Consider the following 21043-nt stretch of genomic DNA (forward strand, 5'->3'; position numbering starts at 1 on the left):
GAAATTAAAATTTAATTTACAATAATAAAATCGTCGTTATGCCAAATGCCGACAGTTGATTTTTTACTTTGAACATCGACTTGTTTTAGCTTGACGCCAAGACCTGGCATAACGTAGTAGCGTTCACTACAGCGGTTATTTTCGTTTTTTGTCACAGCAGCTGGCATGCAGTCACCAGTGGCGACAGTGCGAAATGAACTATTCCCAGTGTTAAACACCACACGTGCTTCTTTATCAAATTGGTAATCAAATTTTTCTTGGCGAGGAGCAACTACTAAAATGGTGCTTATCATGGCTGACGTCGTTGCCGTTGCGGCTTTTGCACTTTGCGTTGATCCCGTTTCAGTCACCGGATCGTCACGCCACACCAAACGGTAATAACGTTCTTGATTATCACTAGGGCCTTTATAGAAAATTTTAAAACTTTCTTTGGTTTTTCCGGGCAAAATTAAGTTTGCTGGTGAGATCAAAATCTCGTTATTGACTAAAGGGAGCACTTTTCCATCTTCTAAAGGTGATGAAATGCGCTCAATAGATAATCCGACTAAACGAGCCTGATCGACATTATTTTCAATTTCTTTGGCAAGAATGGTTTGGTCAGATGGCATAGTTTCGGTAATAGCACCGACATGAATGGCTGCTGCAAATTGGCTATAAAAAATCAAAGGACTCAAACAGGCAAATATTATTTTTTTCATCATGGATCCTAGAAGGAAGAGCGAAAATTCGCTCATCCTTTATTATTAAAAGACAATTTTGTGGATCATAGACTATGGTGTTACAGTGAAGTCGCCTTCCCAAGTTGCAGTAAACTGAACTTTAACGTCACCATCCCAGTAACCATCAGCTAATTCAGAGAATTTAGCCTCAGTACCAGCAATTTTTGCAGATGCGATATCGAAGGCGAATTGGCTTTGGCCACTGACACGATCTTTACCGTTGTAAGCGCCATCTTGGGCTAAGAAATCAAGACCTGCTGTTGTACCCGCTTTAACATCAACCATTGTGGTTTCTGAGGTGTTATTTAATGCAGTACCATTCCATTTAACACCAACAGTTAATTCACTATCGTCAGCTGCGCGGCTTAATTTGTCAGAGATGATTTTTGAAGTCAGTTTAAAATCAGTTGCACCTTGTTGGCCTTGGATAGTGATATCGAAAGCACCGTCTTGAGTATTAAATGCTTTAATACCTTCAGCGTAATTGAATGTTAATGATTTTAATGGTGTAACTACTAACATACTTTTAGTATCTTTGTATGCTTTCGCATCCCATGAAGCAACAGCGCTTGCTTTACGAGTATCAGCTTGAGCAAGCGTAGTCGCACCCATAATAGCAACTGCAAGAACTGCTAATGTCAGTTTTTTCATATTGAAGTATCCTTTATTGATTATTTTCACAGCATAGTGTTTTTAAATAACAGAGCGCTTTTCAACTATATTCAGTTATTTAGTTATTTGATCGTTTATTAGTTAAATACTTATTTAAAATAAAATTTAAATATACTCATTTTAAACAAAACATATTTTTCTAATGGAACGTATTTTGAAGTTTGTGAATATCTATTTTCTTGATATCTACTGATTAATATGCAAAAGAAGTTACGAATCAAAAGCCAGAATATTCATTCTTTTCTTGATTACTTGTTTATTTACAAACTTGATTTGAGGTCAATTTTACAAATAAAAACATTAATTAGGATAGGATTAATCTCATAGGGTTTTATGCTAAAAAAACAAACCATAAGTGTTTTTTAACTAAACTCACGTATTTTCACTCTGAAAGCGAGTTTTTTTTGATGTTCGAAAAAGAAATTTTATATGTTAATAACCAATTAACGTTATACAAAAAAACATTTTTTTACATTTATACACTCTTTTATACTAATTCATTCGTTTATTAAGAAACAATTGAATGAAATGTATCTTTTATAGACTTGTTTTGATGGTTTATACGAAAAATTACATAATAGGAATAAAAAAATTAGAACTATTTTTATTAAATATCCAAAAAAGACTAGTCAATATTGATCTAAAACAATATATAATAGTCTTTACAAATAATTCTTATTTGAATAAAACTAAATTTAATAAAAATATTATTTTATTTTTATCAATTTAACGATAAAATAATGTAAATAAAAAGTAAACAAATAATAAATTATTTGTTTTGTCACTTGAATAAGTATAGTTAAAAAGAATTATCATAAGATAACTATGTAATCAAAATGCACTATTATGCAATTCTATACAAATTATAGTGTTTATAATGAAGATAGATTATTAACCAAAAATAGCATTTTTTAATAAAGCTAATAGCTGAGTTGATGATGTTTTTGCTTGTTATCGGCTTTCTTTATTTTGTGTTTAGTCAAAAAGAAATAAAAAGGTCTAGTAATCGAAGAATGTAGAAATAGCAAATATTGGTTTTAAATATCAATGTACTGATATCAATTTTATTTCGTCATTTAATCATGTTTAACGAAGATAAAGGGGACCATTTAGGAAAAATTCTTCTCCTTTAATTAATGACAGATTTCATAATAATAAAAATAACTTTATAATAAATTATTTTTATTGATAAGTGTTATTAATGTTTCTTTGGGTGTTCTTTATTAATATCTTTTTAGATGACTATCATCTTTTTCATTTAAATAGATGTTAGATATTAATGACTGGAATAAATAATGCTATTTTAAAATTGGTTTATACTTATTTTTCTTTGAGGTGTTTTTGTAATATATTGATTTAAAACGATATAAATAAAATCTAAATAAAGTGTTATTATTTCTAAACTTCAAAATATAATCTTGTTTATAACCTTTTTAAAAATATAAATAATTACCTTTAGATATTATCTAATATAAAAATTTTATTTTTTATTTTTCTAAGGAAATTGAATAAATAACGTGTAATATCAATAGTTCATCAATGATTATCAATTATGCTTTTACGCCATGTTGGCCGATGTTTATCACATTATTATAATAAATTATCAAAATGAACTTTAAACGCTTTATTTTTAAACGACTTATCCAAGTTATACCTATGCTTATTATTGTCAGTCTATTGGCATTTATATTAAGCCATATTTCAGCGGGCGATATTGCTGAAATTACCTTACGAAGCAAGGGGATCATTCCCACACCGGATAGCATTGCCGCAGTAAAAATAGAACTTGGTTTAGATAAGCCTCTTTATATTCAATATATCAGTTGGTTAGCACACACCTTACAAGGTGATTTTGGCACCTCTATTCAATCAGGTTTGCCAGTTAGCCAAGAAATTATGGATAGATTTCCTGCCACATTAAAACTGGCATTGGTGTCTACACTCTTTGCAATAATGTTATGTGTGCCTACCGCATTGGTTTCGGTGCGTTTTAAAGATACGCCCATTGATCACGGTATTCGGTTTCTAACCACAATTGCGGCAACATTACCTGATTTCTGTCTCGGATTATTATTACTGTATATCTTTGCAATTCAGTTACATCTTGCGCCAGTGATAGCGGGTGACAGCATGCAAAATATCCTCTTACCTGCTTTAACGCTCAGTGCAGGTTATGCCGCCATGTATACCCGTATTTTACGTAATAACTTAATCGAAGTGAGTTATACCGATTATATTCGAGCGGCAAGGGCGAGAGGATTAGGCAAAACGACGGCTCTGTTTCGTCACGGTTTAAAAAATGCGGTTCTACCTTGTATTACGCTAATTGGTGTCAATTTTGGCAAGCTGCTAGGTGGGCAATTTGCGTGTGAAACCATTTTTTCATGGAATGGTATTGGCAAATTTGCTGTAGACAGCATACGTCTTAAAGATTTGCCTGTTATTCAAGGATATATCGTTGTTGTAGCGGTAACTTATATTGTTATTAACCTTTTGATAGACGTGTTGTATGTGTTTATCGATCCTAAAATAATGATGGAGTGATCACGATGCAACTGAATTTTCTACAGCGATTCTTACAACAACGGTTAGCCATGACGGGCGTTGTGATCATTCTTTTTTTAGTTATTTTGGGGATTTTTGCACCTTATTTAGCTCCTCATGATCCTTATCTCACCAATGTTAAATTGAAACTGATGAGTGCTAGCGTTGATTATCCATTAGGAACCGACCAATTAGGACGTTGTGTCTTTACTCGCTTAATTTATGGTATTCGCACCAGCCTTTCGACGGCGGTACTTGCCACGGCATTAATGCTCAGTATTGGTATTCCATTGGGAATTTTAGCGGGCTATGTCGGTGGAAAAACCGATAACGTGATTATGCGTCTTGTTGATATTGCTTCAACATTTCCTTCTAGTTTATTAGCACTGGCAGCCATTGGGATCACGGGCCCCAGTTTAATGACGATTTTATTGGTCTTTATCACCCTTTGGTGGGCACCTTTCGCCCGTATTATTCGTGGCTCTGTTATTGCGTTAAAAGAGAAAGATTTTATTCAAGCAGCTGTGTCTGTCGGTTCATCGCATCGTCGTATTATCTTTCATCATATTATTCCGAATGCCATGTCTTCGATTATTGTTCTCGCCACATTACGTATCGCGGCGGTTATTACACACGTTGCCGCATTCTCATTTATTGGTTTAGGCTCGCAACCGCCTATTGCGGATTGGGGGGTGATGTTAAGTGATAGCCGACAATATATGACGCAATATCCGATGATGATTATCTATCCTGCACTCGCCATTATGCTGTCAGTGTGGGCGCTAAATATGATTGGTGAAGGGCTAAATGATGTCTTACAAAATAATGCTAAAGCCTTAGATTTGAAAAAACAGGAGGAGATTTAATATGTGCTCTAAACCTGTTTTATCTGTCAAAGGGCTGACGACTGTTTTCCAACAACAAAAGAGCCAATTTATCGCGGTGAATAATATCGATCTTGAGCTCTATGCGGGAAAAATAACCGCATTGATTGGAGGATCGGGAAGTGGGAAATCAGCCACAGCACTCTCTTTAATGAATTTAGTGGATAAACCTGGAAAAGTGGTTTCGGGTGAAATCACCTTATCAGGTGGCATTATTTCAAATAAAAGCGAAAGGCAGTGGCGAAATATTCGTGGACAAAAAATTGCCATGATTTTCCAAGAGCCTAGAAGTGCATTAAATCCTACCATCAAAATAGAAAAACATTTTGCTGAATCGCTATCTCCGTTATGGCGTAAAAAATCGAAAGTAGAAAAACGGCAACACTATAAAGAAATCCTTTCACGTCTTGGGTTAAGTCATGCAGATGAACTATTAAATAAGTATCCATTTGAGTTAAGTGGCGGAATGTGTCAGCGCATTATGGTGGGTATGGGGTTGTTATCTGGTGCGCAAGTCATGATTGCCGATGAACCAACGGCTTCTTTAGATCTCACTACGCAAGCGGCTATTTTATATGAAATTGATCGTTTGAAATCATTGGGGATCGCCATTTTGTTGATCACGCACGATCTCGGTATTGTGGCGCAAATGGCTGATAAGGTTTATGTGATGTATCAAGGCAATATTGTGAGTTCAGGAAGTGTGACTCAACTTTTTGATGAGCCTCAACATGAATATACCCAGCGCTTGTTTTCAACAATAAAGCAGGGGAAATAAAATGCCATTAGTCGAAGTAAAAAAACTTTCTAAATATTATCAAAAAAATGGGGTTACGACCTGTGCGGTTGCCAATGCTTCATTTTGTATTTATCGAGGAGAAACGCTGGGTGTTGTGGGGAAATCTGGGTGTGGAAAAACCACACTGGGTAAATTATTACTAAAATTAGAACAAAGTGATCATGGCTCTATTGTATTTTCACAACAAGAGATCACGCATTTTAGTTTTAAACAGATGCGTCATATTCGCCAAAATATGCAGATGATCTTTCAAGCTAGTGCGGATGCTTTTAATCCGTATTTTACCGTAGAACAAATTATTGCTGAGCCACTCATTAATTATAAGCACTTTACTCGTCAAGCGCGTCAGCAACTGATCAGTAAAACATTAGAATTAGTCGGCTTAGATAGCGCTTTTTTATCAAGATATTCTGATGCGTTGTCAGGGGGACAAAAACAACGGATTGGTATTGCAAGAGCGCTCGTGCTTGAGCCGGAATTGGTGGTGTGTGATGAAATTGTCTCTAGTATTGATTTTGCGTTAAAACAGCAAATTCTCACATTAATCAATACTCTTAAAAAAACATTACAACTGACTTATCTGTTTATTTCCCATGATATTTCAGCGGTTAACTTTGTCAGTGACCGTATTATTGTGATGTACCTCGGGTATATTGTTGAAGTTATTCCTAAAATGGATAACCGTGTTCAACATCCTTATAGCCAAACGTTATTGTCTGCGGTATTACCGACTCATCCTTCACAACGCACGCCTTTTAAACAACAAATCTACACCGATGCACCTAAAACCCTTACTGGCTGCCCTTATTACCATCGTTGTGTAAATCGACACGATATTTGTAAGCAACAAAATCCGCCTTTGATAGAAATTGCATCTGACCACTGGGTTGCATGCCATAAAATAACGCATTGATAACAATAAGATGGAAAGAGAAAAAATATGTTTAAACAATTAATACACCGAACTTTATTGGTTGGTTTTCTTTCAATAACCGCATTAACGGGCTGTAATGATGAAAAACCAACAGAAAACGCCCCTCAAGTTGAACAGAAAAAAGAAGTTGTTGTGGCTATTTATCGCGATGGTGCAATGAATATGCTGGATGCAGCCAGTTATAACGGCCCTCATTTTGTCTTTAAAATGATTTATGACGGTTTAACGGAAGATGGTGGTGAAGGTGAAATTCTTCCTACATTAGCCACAAGCTGGGATATTTCAGAGGACGGTAAAACCTATACCTTTAAACTACGCGAAAATGTAAAGTTTTCAGATGGCACTCCGTTTGATGCCGATGCGGTTATTTTTAACTTAAAACGTTGGGTGAATAACCCACGTTATAGCCAAATTACCGCCACATTAGTGGATTCAATGGAAGCCATTGATAAACATACGGTGCGTATCACGTATAAAAATCCTTCTTATCCTATTTTAATGGAAATGACTTATCCTCGCCCAGTGCGCTTTTTAAGCCCAGCTTCGTTAGGTGAAGACGGTAAAACCTTTACTAAACCTGTCGGAACGGGCCCTTGGATGCTTGAAAACTACGAAAAAGATAAAAGCTTTACGCTGGTGCCAAATCCTTACTATTGGGGCGAAAAACCAAAGCTAGACCGTATTATTTTTAAAGTTGTTCCTGACGGTCAGGCGCGTGTTTTTGCCTTGCAAAGTGGTGAGGTCGATATTATTGGCGGTGATCTGATTGGTAAAATTCCCATGGGAAATATTCAGGAACTAGAACAAGATAAGAAATTTGAAACATTTACTGCGGATACATTAAGTTCTCACTTTATTGCTTTTAACCAACGTACACCGGAATTACAAGACAAGCGTATTCGCCAAGCAATCAACTACGCCATTGATAAAAAAAGTATTGCCGACGATCTCTTTAACCATATTGGTAAAGAAGCTACAGGTATGTATCAAGCTGGTGTGCCTTATGCCACAGTAAACAATAATACCACCTTAGCGGGTGATAAAGAGAAAGCACAGGCATTATTAATTGACGCTGGTTACAGCAAAAATGCTCAAGGTATTTTTGAAAAAGAGGGCAAGCCTTTATCGTTTTCTTTATTACTCACAACAGACGAATTTCCAGAGTGGAAAACATTGGCTGAATTTATTCAAGCAGAATTAGCGCAAACGGGTATTCGCGTTAATTTAAAAATACTCGATCGTAATGGTTATACCCAATCTACATTGGAATCGAAAGATTTTGATATGGCTTTAATGCGTACCGCTTCTGATTCATGGATGCCTCATAGCTCTATGTTAGAGATTTATGATATTCAAGCGAATAATCAGCAAGCTAAAGCGTGGTATGACGAAAATCTCTCGGTGATGATTTATAAAACCTTAGCCACATTAAACGAAGAAGATCGCCAAAAAGGGTATGACGATATTATGACCTTTATTAGTGAAGAGGCGATCACCGCACCGGTTTATCACCCTGTTACTAACTTTGCGATTAACCCTAAAAAAGTGGCTAATTTTGAAGTCGGCGTGAACAACTACGCACCGGTTGTGTGGGAAAAACTCACTGTACCGAGTTTATCTGAAAAATAGCCTCTACAGCGCTCTTGGTTATCTTTATAAGATCTTCGTAGCGCCGTGATTTTATTTATTTTAGTTTACATACGAATAGGTTTTGTTATGCAGGACTCAAAAGATAAATTATTAAAAAATTGGACAGAGGGGGCTGAAAATTACAGTCATTTGATCCAACTAGAATTAAACGGTTTTCAGCGAGAAGCGTGGTTGAATATTATTCATGAATATAGTGGTCAACAGGGAAAATTAAAGGTATTGGATGTGGGAACGGGGCCTGGCTTTTTCTCCATTATTATGGCGAAAGCAGGACACAAAGTGACGGCAATAGATTGCACAGATGCGATGGTTGATGTTGCGAAGAAAAACGTTGAAGCCTACCAAGTGGATGTTGAGGTGATGCAAGGGGATAGTCACTCTTTACCTTTCCCAGATGATCACTTTGATTTGGTGATTAGCCGTAATGTGGCATGGACGTTATTAGATGCAAAACAGGGTTATAAAGAGTGGTTACGTGTCTTAAGGCCAGGGGGAAGAACCTTGATTTTTGATGCTAACTGGAATCGCTATTTATTTGATGACGCTTTAAATCAGAAAAACAGTGAAGATATTGAAGCCTATACCGCACTGTTTAATGAAAAGCCTGCAGGTTATAGCGATGCAATGCTCGATTACCGTAAAAGTATGCCAATGTGTCAAAAAATACGACCTCAATGGGATCTTGATACATTAATTACCCTTGGTTATTCAGAACTGACTTGTTTAACCAATATTAATGAGCGAGTGTATGATGAAAAACGTAAAGTCCTTTATCGCTCAACACCGATGTTTATGATCGCAGCAAGTAAACCTTGGGTAAAAGTCACGTATTAATTAAGCTAAAAAAGAAAGTCCTATTAACACTATAAAGGGGGGAATAGGACTTTTATTCTATTAATCTGATTTTACATTATGATGCTGAAATAGCATTTTTAGTCGGGGATGATTTTTGATAAAAATAAGCCACCATAAGCAATATTCCATATAATACTGCACCCACCATCCATAACAAACCATCCCAATAAGCTAGGCTGTAGCGATAAAGAAACGCAAATAAGAGCGGGCCAATAATTCCGGTGATATTGGTTAAGCTCACAAGCGTGCCTTGTAGTTTGCCTTGTGCGTTATCATCAACGGATTTTGATAAATAACCTTGTAATGCAGGTTGCCCCATTCCCCCTGCGGCTAAACAAATTAAGGCGGGTAATATTACCCATACTTGGCTTATCCATGCTAAGAATAAACAGCCCATCATATCAATTGACATGCTGATCATAATGGTGATTTTTTCACCCCATTTTTGCGCTAATTTTCCAGCAACAACGGCTTGAAAGAAAATATGCAATATACCCAGCATGGCTAGCGACAATCCGACAGAAGAGGTATTCCAATCAAAACGGTGTTGTGTAAATAACACCCAAATGGTTGCTGGAATTTGCCCGATAAGTTGGATAATAAAATAGGTAGCCAGCCAAAAATAGAGGCTTTTCTTAATAAAGCCAGTGGCTGAATTTAATGCCGTTTGGTTTTGAAGTGAGCTATTTACAACAAGCGCTTCTCTTTTTTGTGTTTCACGGAAAAAGAGCAAAGAGAATATTAACAATACAGAGTGTGAAATAGCGGCAAAGATAAATGGCGTATGAGCAGTTATTTCACCTAATAATCCACCAATCATGGGGCCAATAATCAGACCAACACCAAAAGCCCCCCCTAAAAAACCAAAATAGCGAGTTCGATTTTTTGCGAGAGTCACATCACTCATGGCTGATGCACATACGGCACCAGTTGCACCCGTAATACCCGCAATAATGCGCCCAATATAGAGCATCCAAAGCGTGGTTGAGAATGCCATTAAAAGATAGTCAAGCGCAGCGCCTAAAAGGGAAAACAGTAAAATAGGTTTTCTGCCGTATTTATCAGAAAATCGACCTAAAATAGGTGCAAAAATAACCTGCATGGTAGCATAGAGCGCTAATAACACACCGTAATGACTCGCCAGTGAGTTTTCACTGACAAATTCATTTAATAGCGCAGGGAGTACTGGCATGATAAGTCCAATGCCAATGGCATCTAATACGGTGATCAGCAGTATGATAATAATTGATTTATTCATAAATATCCTAAAATCTATCAATGATAGAGTGGGTGTAAAATATCTCTATCACTGATAGATTGTCAAGGCTATTTTATTTTGAGGTTGATAATGGCAAAACTAGATAAAGAACAAGTTATTGATAATGCATTGATTTTACTAAATGAAGTGGGCGTTGATGGCTTAACAACGCGTAAGTTGGCGCAAAAGGTAGGGGTAGAGCAACCTACGCTTTATTGGCATGTGAAAAATAAACGGGCGTTATTAGATGCGTTAGCAGAGACTATTTTACAAAAGCATCATCATCATGTTTTGCCATTACCTAATGAAACATGGCAGGATTTTTTGCGTAATAACGCGAAAAGTTTTCGCCAAGCATTATTAACCTATCGTGATGGTGGAAAAATTCATGCGGGAACGCGCCCATCTGAAAGTCAATTTGACACATCAGAACAACAGCTACAGTTTTTGTGTGATGCGGGATTTAGCTTATCGCAAGCTGTTTATGCATTAAGCTCTATTGCGCATTTTACATTGGGCTCAGTACTTGAAGCCCAAGAGCACCAAGAAAGCCAGAAAGAGCGTGAAAAAATAGACACTCGCGCTATTCACTATCCGCCATTGTTAACTCAAGCTGTTGCTATTATGGACAGTGATAATGGTGATGCTGCCTTTCTATTTGTCCTTGATGTGATGATTTCAGGGCTAGAAACAGTACTCAACAATAATTAATACGTTTAAATGCGCTGGCGTCCTTTGGGGCTAATTAATTGCCCTTGTATATCAGCGATACCAATATGCACTATACAGCCAGCATTAAACTGCAAATAGTCATCTTCGATGCCATCAGAAAAAATCACACCATTTTCTGGCATCAAAGATTCTAATTGCAAAGGAGAATCAGGCTCAATTGTGCCAAAAGTGAGTGCGACACCAGTTGTTCTACTAGGAAACGGCTCTCTGACACTAAATTGTAGTTTTCGCTCACTCCAGCTAAAACCTTGTAATAGAGGATGTGACGCTTCGCCTGTAATCGCCATAGCACCTGCGAGAATAGATTGAAACCACCCCGTCGATCCCAATCCTGTTGATACAATAATGCCGGATGAGGATTGAGCTTCTTGAGCGCCACTCCATTGTAAAATATACCGTGCGGAGGTGTGACTTTTAGGGCCAATAAATAAGTCATTAACCGCTAATAATGATTGACCATCATTGGTTGTCGCTTGTGCAAAAGTGACCGTTTTAGACGGCATTTTTTGATGAATAGTATTCATCACGGTCTCTTTTAACTGCCCTATTTCAAAGGGTAATAATTTACCATCCCATCTTGATGGATCTGGGTTTATGGCAATAATAGGCTGTCCATTAAGGTATTTTAGCGTATTGGCAACAAGTCCATCTTGACCAATCACCACCACGATATCGTGGGGTGAGAATTGATAGCTGGGTAATAAGTTTCTTTCCAATAGCTGAAAGCGTCCAAATGATTTTAAAACCAGCTCAGCTTCCGTTAATTGTTTTTGATATAAATTATGTTCGTTGAGGTAATCCTTTACCTCAACATTGTTGTGTTCTAAATAGAATTTGGCTTGTGACCATGTATTAAAGCGTTCAATTAATTCCTGTAAACGGCTTTTTCTCATCACCAGCACAAAGCGAAAATCGTCGTTACGTTGCATTATTTACCGCCTTTTTTCATAAACTGACTAAATAAATCAGGCGTGATGTTCAGCTCACCGATTTTTCCTGAATTCAGCGCTAAGGTTTCAAATGCCATTGCCATTAACTGTTGTGAGTCCATTTTTGCTAATGCCATAGCTTTTAGGTTTTCAACGGGTAATTCACGATAAGCACGCATGGTGGCTTCAATAGCATAGGCATCCGCTTCTGATTGTGTTCGCTGATTTTCAGCACTTAACGCAACTAGCTCTTTACGTTTTGCTTCAGCATTAACTTTGGCTTCAAGGCGCTCTTTTTCAATTTCAGCTTGTTCTCGTAATAATGTCCGTTCGTTTTCTAAACGGGCTTCTTCAATCTCTTGTCGTTTACGTTGAACGGATAAGTCCGTTTCTAATTCCGCTTCTTTGATGGTGCGTTCTTGTTCTACTGAGAATTTACGACGGGCATAAATGGCATCATCGGCTTCTTTCAGTAAGGATTCTCTCGCTTCGGCTTCAAGTGCTTTTAAGGTTTCTGGTGATGGTGTGATTGCTGCAATAGAGACATCTAAAATCGCAATACCTAATGTCTCTAATGATGAGTGTTCAATTAATTGCTCCATCACCAAGGTCACTAATGATTGGCTAAGTAACAGTGCTTCTTTCAGTGGAGTACTCTGGATTTTTGCTTGAATCAAGGTTTGGGCAATGCGTACAACGCGATCACTGAGTTTTAACGGATCTTCAGAGGCATAAGATTTACCGTTTTTACTCAAGTTAAAGTTAAGTACTTCTGCCGCTTTTTCAGGGGTTTTGACCTGAAAGGAAATTTGTCCTTGAATACGTAAACCTTGAAAGTCGGCTGTTTGAAAATTAAAAATAAACGGGGCTTCTTGCACATTCAGCGGCAATGCTGCAATAGACGTAGTGGCAGAGTTATACCAAAAACTCAAGCCTTTACCTTGTTGGCGAATTTTACCATTGACGGATTTAATGATGAATGTTGATGAATCAGCTTTAAAATAATTTAAGTTAAACATAGTCTTTCCTTATTAAGTGTCCTTGTGACAATAACTGAATTGTGTCTTATAGACACTATGTCTGTCAACTGATTTAGTGTCTTTATGACAAAATTTGATTTTTTGCTGTTTAACCTTAAAATAGCCTTATCGTTTTCTAATAAAGCTTCCGTCATGAATGAACAAGATTTTTTAGCCAGTTATAACCGCCGTGATTTCCTATCCCCACTGATCACCGTTGATTCTGTGCTATTCACCTATCATGAAGCACAATTAAAAGTGTTGTTGGTGAAAAGAGGGGAGCATCCTGAAAAAGGAAAATGGGGTTTACCCGGTGGATTTGTCGATGAACTGCAAGACAAATGCCTTGAAGATACGGTGCTACGAAAATTAAAAGAGAAAACAGGGGTGATCCCCCCTTATATTGAGCAACTCTGTTCCGTGGGAAATAACCAGCGTGATGCAAGAGGTTGGTCGGTGACAGTTTGTTATACGGCGTTGATTGCACATCAAGTGTGTGAAGCACATATTGATACCGTGGAGTCGGTAATGTGGTGTTCTATTGATGAGATTACACAACAAAGCTTAGCGTTTGATCATCGTGAATTAATTGCACAAGCGAGAGCGCGATTAAAGCAAAAATCACTCTATTCGATTGTGCCCGGATTTGCGTTACCGGAAGTGTTTACGCTACCTGAATTACAGCATGTTCATGAAATTTTGATTGGCAAAGAGATCCAGAAAAAATCCTTCAGACGACGCATAGAGCAAGCGGATTTATTGATTGATACGGGGGAAAAACGATCAGAAAGAGGACGCCCCGCAAGTCTGTATCGACTTAAAGAGGCCTCTGCGGATTATCGTTTTATTCGTAATCTTGAGTTTTAATTTTTGAGTTGTTTAACAAAATAATGAGCGCCATCTCGAATGGCGTCATCAGCCACTTTCATCATACGTGAGTAGTGTAAAAAGGCATGTAATGTGCCGGGATACATTTTATATTCACAAGCTAATTGATGGGCTTCTAAGGTTTTAAATAGCGTCACACTATCATCAATAAGCGGGTCATATTGTGCGCTGGCAATAAAGCAAGGTGGAATATTTTGCGTTAAATCGTTATTAAATAAGCAATAATAAGGGGCGTCACGACTACCTAATGCGGTTAGATACGCATTATCATATTCTTCTAGATCTTGCTGGCGTAATCCATCCCATTCCCCCCCATAAAGGCGACGGCTGGTGGAATCGCGTAGGCCATATAATCCATACCAAAGCAAAACTGCCCTGATATTGCCACAGTGAATTTGCTTGTCGCGTAGCCATAATACGGTAGCAAGAGACAACATGGCACCCGCAGAATCACCCGCAAAACCAATCTGTTGAGTATTAATATCATAGTGTTTTGCATGTTGATGATAATACTGACAAACCTGTGCTGATTCATCAATGGCTTGAGGATAGCGCGCTTCGGGTGACAGTGAATAATCAATACCAATAACGGCACAACCGGTATAGCAGGCAAGCAGTCGCATAATACGGTCGTGAGTATCTAAATTCCCTAAAATAAAACCCCCGCCATGCAGATAATAGAGTGTTGCGGGTGTTTTTTCTTTGGGGTGATAAAGGCGAGTTAATACATTTCCATAAGAAGTACTTACCGAAATATCTTGTACATTAAACATTTCTGGTGCGTCTGCATTCCAATAACGCCTATCTTGATTATAAGCAAGACGCATCGAGGGATAGCCATCATTGTCTGGTGCAGGTTGCGGATTATCTGCATAAAATTGCATCACTTGCTTCATCTCTGACGAAATAAGCTCTAGCACATTGATTTTATTTTTAGTTTTCATTACCCCTCCAATTATCACTGTGGGGTATTGTAAATAATGGGACTTAATAAACTGGGATCTTGATACCCAATATTGAATGTTAACGCTGAATGAAAAGGATGAGATGTGAAACTGTGATCTGACTTAGATTTAAATAGAATGGCTAAAATAGGATTAATTGCACCGTTTTTCTTAACTAAAGATTGATTTGAGAATAAAAATAATTATGAGATGTGTTATTGTATTTTTATATTTAATCTTATTTTAGAAAAGAATAATGAAAATAAAATTAGCTATTTTAAGTTTACTTTGCAGTACCATTTTATTAAGTGGATGTGCTACTCAATCAATGCAGTCAGATGAACAATCTCATTTGTTATTGAAAACAAAGTTAGTCAGTGAACCAGTGAAATTGACTCCGAGTGAAATAGATGAGTTAAATCTAGCGTTTAAAAATCACCCTAAGAATTTATCACGTCCATTACCTAATTATCCTGTAAAAGCTTGTTCTCAAGGCATTGAAGGTGAACTCAAGGCGAAATTTGATGTTGATGAAAATGGGCATGTACAAAATATTAGGATATTAGATTCACCTTTAGTGGATGTTTTTGGTTTGTCACTTATTCATGCTATGGAACAATGGCGTTATGAAACAGGAAAACCCGCCAAAGATTTAAATTTGGTTATGGTATTTAAGCTTTGATCTCAAGATTAAATTTAATGCCATCAAAAAAGAGAATAACCCGCGATAAATTAAACGGATTATTCTCTTACTTTATTAATTAGACACTAATTGCACCACAACAAGTCGTCCACCTTCTTCTGTCGATAACACAAATTGCAACCCATCGGTTAATGCAATTTTATCGCCAAGTGCTATTTGCTTTTTCTCCGGCAATATCATTAATCCATCAATACGCTCATTAACAAGCCACCATGTTGCATTGTGATAAACAAAATAACCTACACGCTTTTTCTGTTCATCGGTGGTGCGTTCATTGGGCGCAATAAGGCGATTAACATGCCAAGGAAAGAGTGATTGATTACTCCAGACCATTAAACGGTGATCGTCTGGCCTGAAACTACCTGCTTTACGTGAAGAGTAGAGATTTAAAATCGGCAACTGCCCTTTATATGGCGTATGACAATAAGGACAAACAGGCTGTGTTTTTCCTGAAAAAACATACCATTGCTGTTCACAATCTTTATTTTGACAAGGCTGAACCAAATCTACCGTTTTGACTAAAGCAGTTTCCCATTCATCAGCGGTAGGGCGCTGAGAGGGCGTATGTAACCCTGTAATAAAGGCTCTTTCAAAAAGAGGTGTCAGGTAAGGTCCCATAATGGTGTACGGGATTTCTTCAGGATCAGCCCAAGGCAACGAGGACGGTTTTACCTGATTCAATTTTACCGCATTACTACGATCGGTTGGATGCTCAATAAACAGCGCTTTTTCACCCATAGACAATGTTTCATCACGCATTTCATCGTCAAGATCGTGAATTTTACCGCCCCGTAGAGGGTGACGATAAAATAGATACATATAGATTAATACCGCAAGTGCATGTCTATCTGTCGTGATACTTGGCAAGATACGGTTAGGGTCTTCTTTCGGTAAATGGCTAGTTTTCACCACTTCTGGCGCAATAAAATCAGGTGTTCCCACGACATCAGGCGGGTATTTACCGGGAACCACTAAACCGTCAATATCAATGACACAAGCATGACCTTGTTCGGGATCGATAAGCACATTTTTATAGCTCAAATCACTGTGACATAAGCCCGCGGCATGCATTCGGCGTACTGCGCGAGACAGCAATAAACAGACTTTTAGGTAATTTAATAGATTGCCTCTTTCACGAGGATCGAGAAATTTATTTTGGTTGTTGGCGCTTGCAAACCATTTACCTTCTTTTTCTCGCCCTTTAATAGCAAGAAAGTCATTGTTTTTAGAGCCATATTTAAAGAAAAAGTGGGATTGATAAGTTGGAACGACAATACCGATTTTGCCTTGATGTTCAACCACATCCGTTGGCCAGCAAAAAAGGTTTTTCCAGTATTCACCGCCACTTTGCTCAAAGATATTATGACGATAAGAGCTGGTTATCATATCGATTCTATCTTTGGCTTGTGCGTTTTGTTTTGTCTTATAAAAGGCAACAACATAGGTTCTGTCAGGGGAAAAATAGACATCTTTCATTGAGCCAGAGCCAATAATTTCATTGACGTACTGGACTGTTTTTCCACTTTGCGTTGTACAGGTAATGATATCTGCCATGAAGATCACCCATTCTCTTTTTTAAACGATTACCAAGCCACAACCAAAGTGCGGTCATCGTGATTACCTGCTGAAAAGAAATTTAACCATTCAGCCAGTGCTTTATCAGCCGTTTCCGGCGAGGCTAAACAAGGCGATATTTCATCAATAAGCGCTGCCCATTTATCGGGATCTTGTAAGCCGTTATCTGTTTCAAACTTCGGATCAGACACGCCGTCGGTCATTAAAATCAGGTGTGAAATCTCGCGCCACTTACCAATCATAATACGCAGATTAAAGGCATTATCATTAATGGCACTATCATCAAGAAAACGAGTCTGTCCTGCGTATTCACCGCTGTCGGGTACACCTAATACACGGACTTTTCCGGCTGGCCCATAAGCGGCAATTGCCCCATCACCCATCCAAAATGCCGCGGCAAATAGCTCGTCATTAATACGTAAAGTTACGGTTGCCAGCAGTGTTGTTGAAAACGATTTTACGGGTTCATTAATACGGATGGCTTCATTTTTTAAATGATTAATCGCAAGCTGTGACGCATTGTGAAATAGCTTAGAAAAAAAGTTACCGACTTGTCTTTTCTCGTTTTCATCATCCCATTGGTGGATCGTGTTGAGATAAGGCGCTAATGCTGGATTTTTCTCAATGTTCAGTTGTTCTTCAAGATATTCACTCACGACATTGGTGACAATGCGTGAACCTTCCCGAGAATAACGCGCACTACCTGCACCGTCAGCGACAATTAAAATATTCCATTGGCTTTGGCTATTGTGATGAATATAAAAATCGTCATCACGAAATGTGCCTGCATGTTCATGAGAACGGCCTCGACGACTTGCTCCTGCAATACGAATACCGTCTTCAAGAATAAGTTTGCTATCAATATGCGCTTTAGGATAAGGGCTATCTGCGGGAGGTTCGTTAATTTGCCATAAGCTGCGAGGATCGGGATTGATGATGAATAACACTTCATTATGGTAACGAGTTGAATTTACCGACCAGTCTATTCGCAGTGTAAAATTACCGCTTTTTGTTGGCATACCGGTTAAGCAACGGTTTTCAACATCAAATGTGATACCAAGGCTTTCAGGGAAATTAACAGATTCAATTTCTACGATATCTTGCGTATCTAATTCAATATTAATCGCAGAGTTAAATTCAGTACCTACTTTGGCATTTAAAAGCGTAATTTTAGCTGTAGGGCGGCGAATAGTGGGTTTTTCTGTTGTCATTGGTGATGAGTGTGTTGGAATTTGTCCCGGTTTTAATGGGCTCTCTTGTGGTAATGATGTTTCTTCAGAGGCTAAATCGCGAGCGGGTGGTAATAACAGAAGAATAGGTTGTGCTGTATTTTGTGGTGTTATTTTTTCTGCCGTTTTAGCCTTGATTTTATCAATAATTAAATCAATGTGTTGAGCAATGTCCGCATCTTCATACAGCGCAATAACTAGCTCTTCATGTACAGGAATACGATGTTGTGTCAGCGTGTCATCAATAATCAGTTTTGTGAGTAGGGCTTTTTTATCCATTAGCCTTTACCTCGTGTGACATCAAAGTCAGATTGGTTGCTGTTATCGCCAAAGGTAATATTGTTATCACACCAAGGGCAAATCACGGTTTCAGGGCCATTAACACAAAGTAGTTTGCCACATTGGCAAACCGCAAAAGCAGTGGCATTGCCACAATAAGGGCAACCCGGTGTGCCATGAAGTTCACTGGTGTTAACTTGATAGGCGGTAGCGCTGAGATCACTCCATACAAAGTAATCTTCATTTAAGGTGTAGCAGCCCGTTAAGTTAAAGCCGTTGAGGTTAAGATTAAAATCCAATCCAGAGGCTTTCATTGGTGGGCGTTCATATTTCATTAAATATGGTGAGCGTGTCTGGCTACAACGGCCAACAAAAGTGACACAAGATTCATCATAAGCACGAGCAACATCGTCTTTGGCAAGACGAACAATGTGTTCTGTTTTGCTTAACAGCGGAGGAGACTCTTCACCGACACTGCGACTATGAGAAACCACAGACATCGTTATCCATTTAATAAAACGGGTAAAATCGCCTTCTTGTGTTTCGGTAAATAACAGCACATTTTCTGTTAATTGTGACAGTACATGTAAGTCAGCGCTTAAGCCTAAACCAATCGCAATTAAGTTGACTTTATTGGCATAGTGTTCTTTCCAGCGTTTAACTTCTTGCGCATAATCATCCGTTGGTCTGCCGTCAGTCAGAAGATAAACAACGGGTTTCCAATCCCCTTTTTGCTCAAGGGTGGTTTTTCTGACTTGGGTATCGATTTGATAAGCGAGTTCTCGTAGTGCACCGCCTAATGAGGTGCCTCCACCAAGAGGAAGTTGAGGAGGGTAGAAAGAGACAACTTCCGTTAATGGCACGATAGTTTTTGTAACACCGGCAAAGGCGATAACAGAAACACACGCCGTTTCAAGAGCATGGGGATCTCGTCGGAGATCGCTAATAATAGTCGTTAGACCGTCATTCATCTTTTTTAGGTTTTCACCTATCATCGATTCTGAGCAATCTAAAACAAAGAAAATAGGTAACCTTCTCATTGTTATACCTTATTGCTTTATAGTGGCTGTTATATCGTTGTGATGGATAAATCAAAGCCCAAATAAAATAAAAGCAAAGCCTGTTTTAGCGCTTTGCTTTTAGGGATCACAGTACCAACTGAATTTCAGGCGGTGGCGGCGGAAGGGTGTCTTTATCGGTATTCACTCCCGCACTCGAACTGCCCGACGCGACACTGGCAGAAACCCATTTGAAAAAGCCTGAGAAGGCATTGGAATCTAATGTTTCTAAAGCAACCACTTGAGAGGTAAGTTCTTTAAGATGATCATGCTTGGCTTTTGGGCCAACTGCACAGGCAATAATCGAACCGAATGAACGTTTTTTTACTTCTTTAATGGCTTCGCCATACGCGTAAGCATCAGAAGGCGTACCGTCTGTCATTAAAAAGACCAGTGGTCGCCAGTCCCCTTTTTGGTCACCATCAGAGCGTTTAATATCGCGATCAACACATTTGATTAAGCATTCCAGTGCTGCACCTGTAAATGTGCCCCCAGAGCTAGGCACCGTGATATCCGTGAATTGAAAATCTTCTAATGCAGTGAGTGGGATAAATTCACGCGCTTCGTTATCATAAGTGATAATAGAGATATGTACGCTTTCTAACGCATAGGGATCTTGTCTCAATGCATTAAGCATTGTTTGGATCCCAACGTTAACTGCATGAATAGATTCACCTCTCATTGATCCTGATGTGTCAATAAGCAGGTAAACAGGCAATCTTCTCATTAGGTAAAGTCCTTTAAGTAAGAGACAAAAGTATCTGAACTTGAAGGTTCACCAATAGCATTAAGTTTCCAGCCATTCTCTTCTCTGACTAATTCAGCAAACAACATAGAGCGTTGATTATTGAAGGCTTCGCCTCCCGATAAATCAAAACGCGCCATTTCTATATTTTTGGCATCAACCGCACGAATAAAGGCATTTTGTACTTTACCAAAGTGTTGCTGTAGCTCTCGACCATTGTAAATCTGAACAATAAAGACAATTTTGGTAAATTTAGGATCGAGTGTGTTTAATTTCACGATGATTTGCTCATCATCACCGTCCCCTGCACCTGTACGGTTATCTCCCGTTAACCAAATTTGGCCTGATTTATGTTTTAGGCTATTAAAGAAAATAATGTCGCCATTAACAAGGGAAGGTTGTCCCCCTTCGATTTGACCCAAATCGTGTACTTTGCCGTTTTCACCACATAAGAAAGCGATAACGTCTAAATCATATTCTTCGTTTTTTTTACCAAAAAGCCCGCCAAGGAATCCACGTTTTTCTTCGTTGATATCCCAACCTAAGCCAATCGTGACAGATGAAAGGTCATATTCATTTTTCTTTAAACTAACACCTTGTCCTTTTTTTAAACTAACTGACATGTTT

General features: G+C 38.3%; 20 protein-coding genes. 9 read left to right on the plus strand and 11 right to left on the minus strand.

The features are described from left to right. Nucleotides 1–11: 11 nt before the first annotated feature. Complete coding sequence (locus tag INT04_RS09950; RefSeq protein WP_193015987.1) at nucleotides 12–698, minus strand: hypothetical protein; 687 nt, start codon at nucleotides 696–698, stop codon at nucleotides 12–14. A 72-nt stretch (nucleotides 699–770) separates the two neighbouring features. Then, a complete protein-coding gene (ecpA, locus tag INT04_RS09955; protein WP_193015988.1) occupies nucleotides 771–1370 on the minus strand; it encodes a common pilus major fimbrillin subunit EcpA in 600 nt (199 codons plus the stop codon). Between the two features lie 1629 nt (nucleotides 1371–2999). Between ecpA and INT04_RS09960 the strand changes: the two genes are divergently transcribed. The 6 genes from INT04_RS09960 (at nucleotide 3000) to INT04_RS09985 (ending at nucleotide 9036) form a co-directional block, all read left to right on the plus strand. Next, the gene (locus tag INT04_RS09960; protein ID WP_193015989.1) at nucleotides 3000–3935 is read left to right on the plus strand and encodes an ABC transporter permease; all 936 of its coding nucleotides are present in this window, start codon (nucleotides 3000–3002) and stop codon (nucleotides 3933–3935) included. A 5-nt stretch (nucleotides 3936–3940) separates the two neighbouring features. Continuing rightward, nucleotides 3941–4801 carry an ABC transporter permease gene (locus tag INT04_RS09965; RefSeq protein ID WP_193015990.1) on the plus strand — a complete coding sequence of 287 codons (861 nt, stop codon included), beginning with the start codon at nucleotides 3941–3943 and terminating at the stop codon, nucleotides 4799–4801. 1 nt (nucleotide 4802) lies between these two features. After that, nucleotides 4803–5597, plus strand: a complete 795-nt coding sequence (locus INT04_RS09970; RefSeq protein WP_193015991.1) for an ABC transporter ATP-binding protein — start codon at nucleotides 4803–4805, stop codon at nucleotides 5595–5597. A gap of 1 nt (nucleotide 5598) precedes the next feature. After that, complete coding sequence (locus INT04_RS09975; RefSeq protein ID WP_193015992.1) at nucleotides 5599–6531, plus strand: ABC transporter ATP-binding protein; 933 nt, start codon at nucleotides 5599–5601, stop codon at nucleotides 6529–6531. A 27-nt stretch (nucleotides 6532–6558) separates the two neighbouring features. Further along, nucleotides 6559–8181, plus strand: coding sequence for an ABC transporter substrate-binding protein (locus INT04_RS09980; RefSeq protein WP_193015993.1), 1623 nt, complete (start codon nucleotides 6559–6561; stop codon nucleotides 8179–8181). 87 nt (nucleotides 8182–8268) lie between these two features. Beyond that, nucleotides 8269–9036: a class I SAM-dependent methyltransferase gene (locus INT04_RS09985; RefSeq protein WP_193015994.1), complete on the plus strand. Its 768-nt coding sequence runs from the start codon at nucleotides 8269–8271 to the stop codon at nucleotides 9034–9036. A 76-nt stretch (nucleotides 9037–9112) separates the two neighbouring features. On the opposite strand, the gene tet(H-J) is transcribed toward INT04_RS09985, so the two are convergent. Further along, nucleotides 9113–10315 carry a Tet(H)/Tet(J) family tetracycline efflux MFS transporter gene (gene tet(H-J) / locus INT04_RS09990; RefSeq protein ID WP_193015995.1) on the minus strand — a complete coding sequence of 401 codons (1203 nt, stop codon included), beginning with the start codon at nucleotides 10313–10315 and terminating at the stop codon, nucleotides 9113–9115. A 90-nt stretch (nucleotides 10316–10405) separates the two neighbouring features. On the opposite strand from tet(H-J), the gene tetR reads away from it, so the two are divergent. Beyond that, entirely contained in the window at nucleotides 10406–11026 is a 621-nt protein-coding gene (gene tetR, locus INT04_RS09995; protein ID WP_193015996.1) for a tetracycline resistance transcriptional repressor TetR, read from the plus strand. Nucleotides 11027–11031: 5 nt separating this feature from the next. On the opposite strand, the gene INT04_RS10000 is transcribed toward tetR, so the two are convergent. Beyond that, entirely contained in the window at nucleotides 11032–11976 is a 945-nt protein-coding gene (locus INT04_RS10000; protein ID WP_193015997.1) for a sugar kinase, read from the minus strand. Further along, entirely contained in the window at nucleotides 11976–12995 is a 1020-nt protein-coding gene (locus tag INT04_RS10005; protein WP_193015998.1) for an SPFH domain-containing protein, read from the minus strand. Before INT04_RS10005 ends, INT04_RS10000 begins: the two co-directional genes overlap by 1 nt. Nucleotides 12996–13148: 153 nt before the next feature. Between INT04_RS10005 and INT04_RS10010 the strand changes: the two genes are divergently transcribed. Next, nucleotides 13149–13862: an NUDIX hydrolase gene (locus INT04_RS10010; protein WP_193015999.1), complete on the plus strand. Its 714-nt coding sequence runs from the start codon at nucleotides 13149–13151 to the stop codon at nucleotides 13860–13862. Here INT04_RS10010 and aes read toward each other — a convergent pair. Further along, nucleotides 13859–14827 (minus strand): acetyl esterase, encoded by a 969-nt coding sequence (gene aes / locus INT04_RS10015; protein ID WP_193016000.1) that lies wholly within the window; start codon nucleotides 14825–14827, stop codon nucleotides 13859–13861. The two genes, INT04_RS10010 and aes, sit on opposite strands and share 4 nt — an antisense overlap. A gap of 256 nt (nucleotides 14828–15083) precedes the next feature. Between aes and INT04_RS10020 the strand changes: the two genes are divergently transcribed. Next, entirely contained in the window at nucleotides 15084–15509 is a 426-nt protein-coding gene (locus tag INT04_RS10020; protein WP_193016001.1) for a TonB family protein, read from the plus strand. A 75-nt stretch (nucleotides 15510–15584) separates the two neighbouring features. Here INT04_RS10020 and INT04_RS10025 read toward each other — a convergent pair whose 3' ends face one another. The 5 genes from INT04_RS10025 to INT04_RS10045 form a co-directional block, all read right to left on the minus strand. After that, nucleotides 15585–17084 carry a helix-hairpin-helix domain-containing protein gene (locus INT04_RS10025; protein WP_193016002.1) on the minus strand — a complete coding sequence of 500 codons (1500 nt, stop codon included), beginning with the start codon at nucleotides 17082–17084 and terminating at the stop codon, nucleotides 15585–15587. Between the two features lie 29 nt (nucleotides 17085–17113). Then, nucleotides 17114–18613: a PP2C family serine/threonine-protein phosphatase gene (locus tag INT04_RS10030; protein WP_226894059.1), complete on the minus strand. Its 1500-nt coding sequence runs from the start codon at nucleotides 18611–18613 to the stop codon at nucleotides 17114–17116. Continuing rightward, nucleotides 18613–19653, minus strand: coding sequence for a TerY-C metal binding domain-containing protein (locus INT04_RS10035; RefSeq protein WP_193016003.1), 1041 nt, complete (start codon nucleotides 19651–19653; stop codon nucleotides 18613–18615). Before INT04_RS10035 ends, INT04_RS10030 begins: the two co-directional genes overlap by 1 nt. A 106-nt stretch (nucleotides 19654–19759) precedes the next feature. Continuing rightward, the gene (locus INT04_RS10040; protein WP_193016004.1) at nucleotides 19760–20398 is read right to left on the minus strand and encodes a vWA domain-containing protein; all 639 of its coding nucleotides are present in this window, start codon (nucleotides 20396–20398) and stop codon (nucleotides 19760–19762) included. After that, a complete protein-coding gene (locus tag INT04_RS10045; protein WP_193016005.1) occupies nucleotides 20398–21039 on the minus strand; it encodes a TerD family protein in 642 nt (213 codons plus the stop codon). Before INT04_RS10045 ends, INT04_RS10040 begins: the two co-directional genes overlap by 1 nt. Between the last annotated feature and the right edge of the window lie 4 nt (nucleotides 21040–21043).

It is taken from the genome of Proteus sp. FME41, from assembly GCF_014897315.1.
GTDB lineage: Bacteria > Pseudomonadota > Gammaproteobacteria > Enterobacterales > Enterobacteriaceae > Proteus.

What these genes read in the sequence shown, in the direction of transcription:
- aes (WP_193016000.1), bottom strand. Translation starts at nt 14,827, where the DNA reads ATGAAAACTAAAAATAAAATCAATGTGCTAGAGCTTATTTCGTCAGAG.
- INT04_RS10040 (WP_193016004.1), bottom strand. Translation starts at nt 20,398, where the DNA reads ATGAGAAGATTGCCTGTTTACCTGCTTATTGACACATCAGGATCAATG.
- INT04_RS10010 (WP_193015999.1), top strand. Translation starts at nt 13,149, where the DNA reads ATGAATGAACAAGATTTTTTAGCCAGTTATAACCGCCGTGATTTCCTA.
- INT04_RS10025 (WP_193016002.1), bottom strand. Translation starts at nt 17,084, where the DNA reads ATGGCAGATATCATTACCTGTACAACGCAAAGTGGAAAAACAGTCCAG.
- INT04_RS09965 (WP_193015990.1), top strand. Translation starts at nt 3,941, where the DNA reads ATGCAACTGAATTTTCTACAGCGATTCTTACAACAACGGTTAGCCATG.
- INT04_RS10000 (WP_193015997.1), bottom strand. Translation starts at nt 11,976, where the DNA reads ATGCAACGTAACGACGATTTTCGCTTTGTGCTGGTGATGAGAAAAAGC.
- INT04_RS09985 (WP_193015994.1), top strand. Translation starts at nt 8,269, where the DNA reads ATGCAGGACTCAAAAGATAAATTATTAAAAAATTGGACAGAGGGGGCT.
- INT04_RS10045 (WP_193016005.1), bottom strand. Translation starts at nt 21,039, where the DNA reads ATGTCAGTTAGTTTAAAAAAAGGACAAGGTGTTAGTTTAAAGAAAAAT.
- INT04_RS09970 (WP_193015991.1), top strand. Translation starts at nt 4,803, where the DNA reads ATGTGCTCTAAACCTGTTTTATCTGTCAAAGGGCTGACGACTGTTTTC.
- INT04_RS10035 (WP_193016003.1), bottom strand. Translation starts at nt 19,653, where the DNA reads ATGAGAAGGTTACCTATTTTCTTTGTTTTAGATTGCTCAGAATCGATG.
- INT04_RS10005 (WP_193015998.1), bottom strand. Translation starts at nt 12,995, where the DNA reads ATGTTTAACTTAAATTATTTTAAAGCTGATTCATCAACATTCATCATT.
- INT04_RS09975 (WP_193015992.1), top strand. Translation starts at nt 5,599, where the DNA reads ATGCCATTAGTCGAAGTAAAAAAACTTTCTAAATATTATCAAAAAAAT.
- INT04_RS09960 (WP_193015989.1), top strand. Translation starts at nt 3,000, where the DNA reads ATGAACTTTAAACGCTTTATTTTTAAACGACTTATCCAAGTTATACCT.
- ecpA (WP_193015988.1), bottom strand. Translation starts at nt 1,370, where the DNA reads ATGAAAAAACTGACATTAGCAGTTCTTGCAGTTGCTATTATGGGTGCG.
- INT04_RS10030 (WP_226894059.1), bottom strand. Translation starts at nt 18,613, where the DNA reads ATGGATAAAAAAGCCCTACTCACAAAACTGATTATTGATGACACGCTG.
- INT04_RS09950 (WP_193015987.1), bottom strand. Translation starts at nt 698, where the DNA reads ATGAAAAAAATAATATTTGCCTGTTTGAGTCCTTTGATTTTTTATAGC.
- INT04_RS10020 (WP_193016001.1), top strand. Translation starts at nt 15,084, where the DNA reads ATGAAAATAAAATTAGCTATTTTAAGTTTACTTTGCAGTACCATTTTA.
- INT04_RS09980 (WP_193015993.1), top strand. Translation starts at nt 6,559, where the DNA reads ATGTTTAAACAATTAATACACCGAACTTTATTGGTTGGTTTTCTTTCA.
- tetR (WP_193015996.1), top strand. Translation starts at nt 10,406, where the DNA reads ATGGCAAAACTAGATAAAGAACAAGTTATTGATAATGCATTGATTTTA.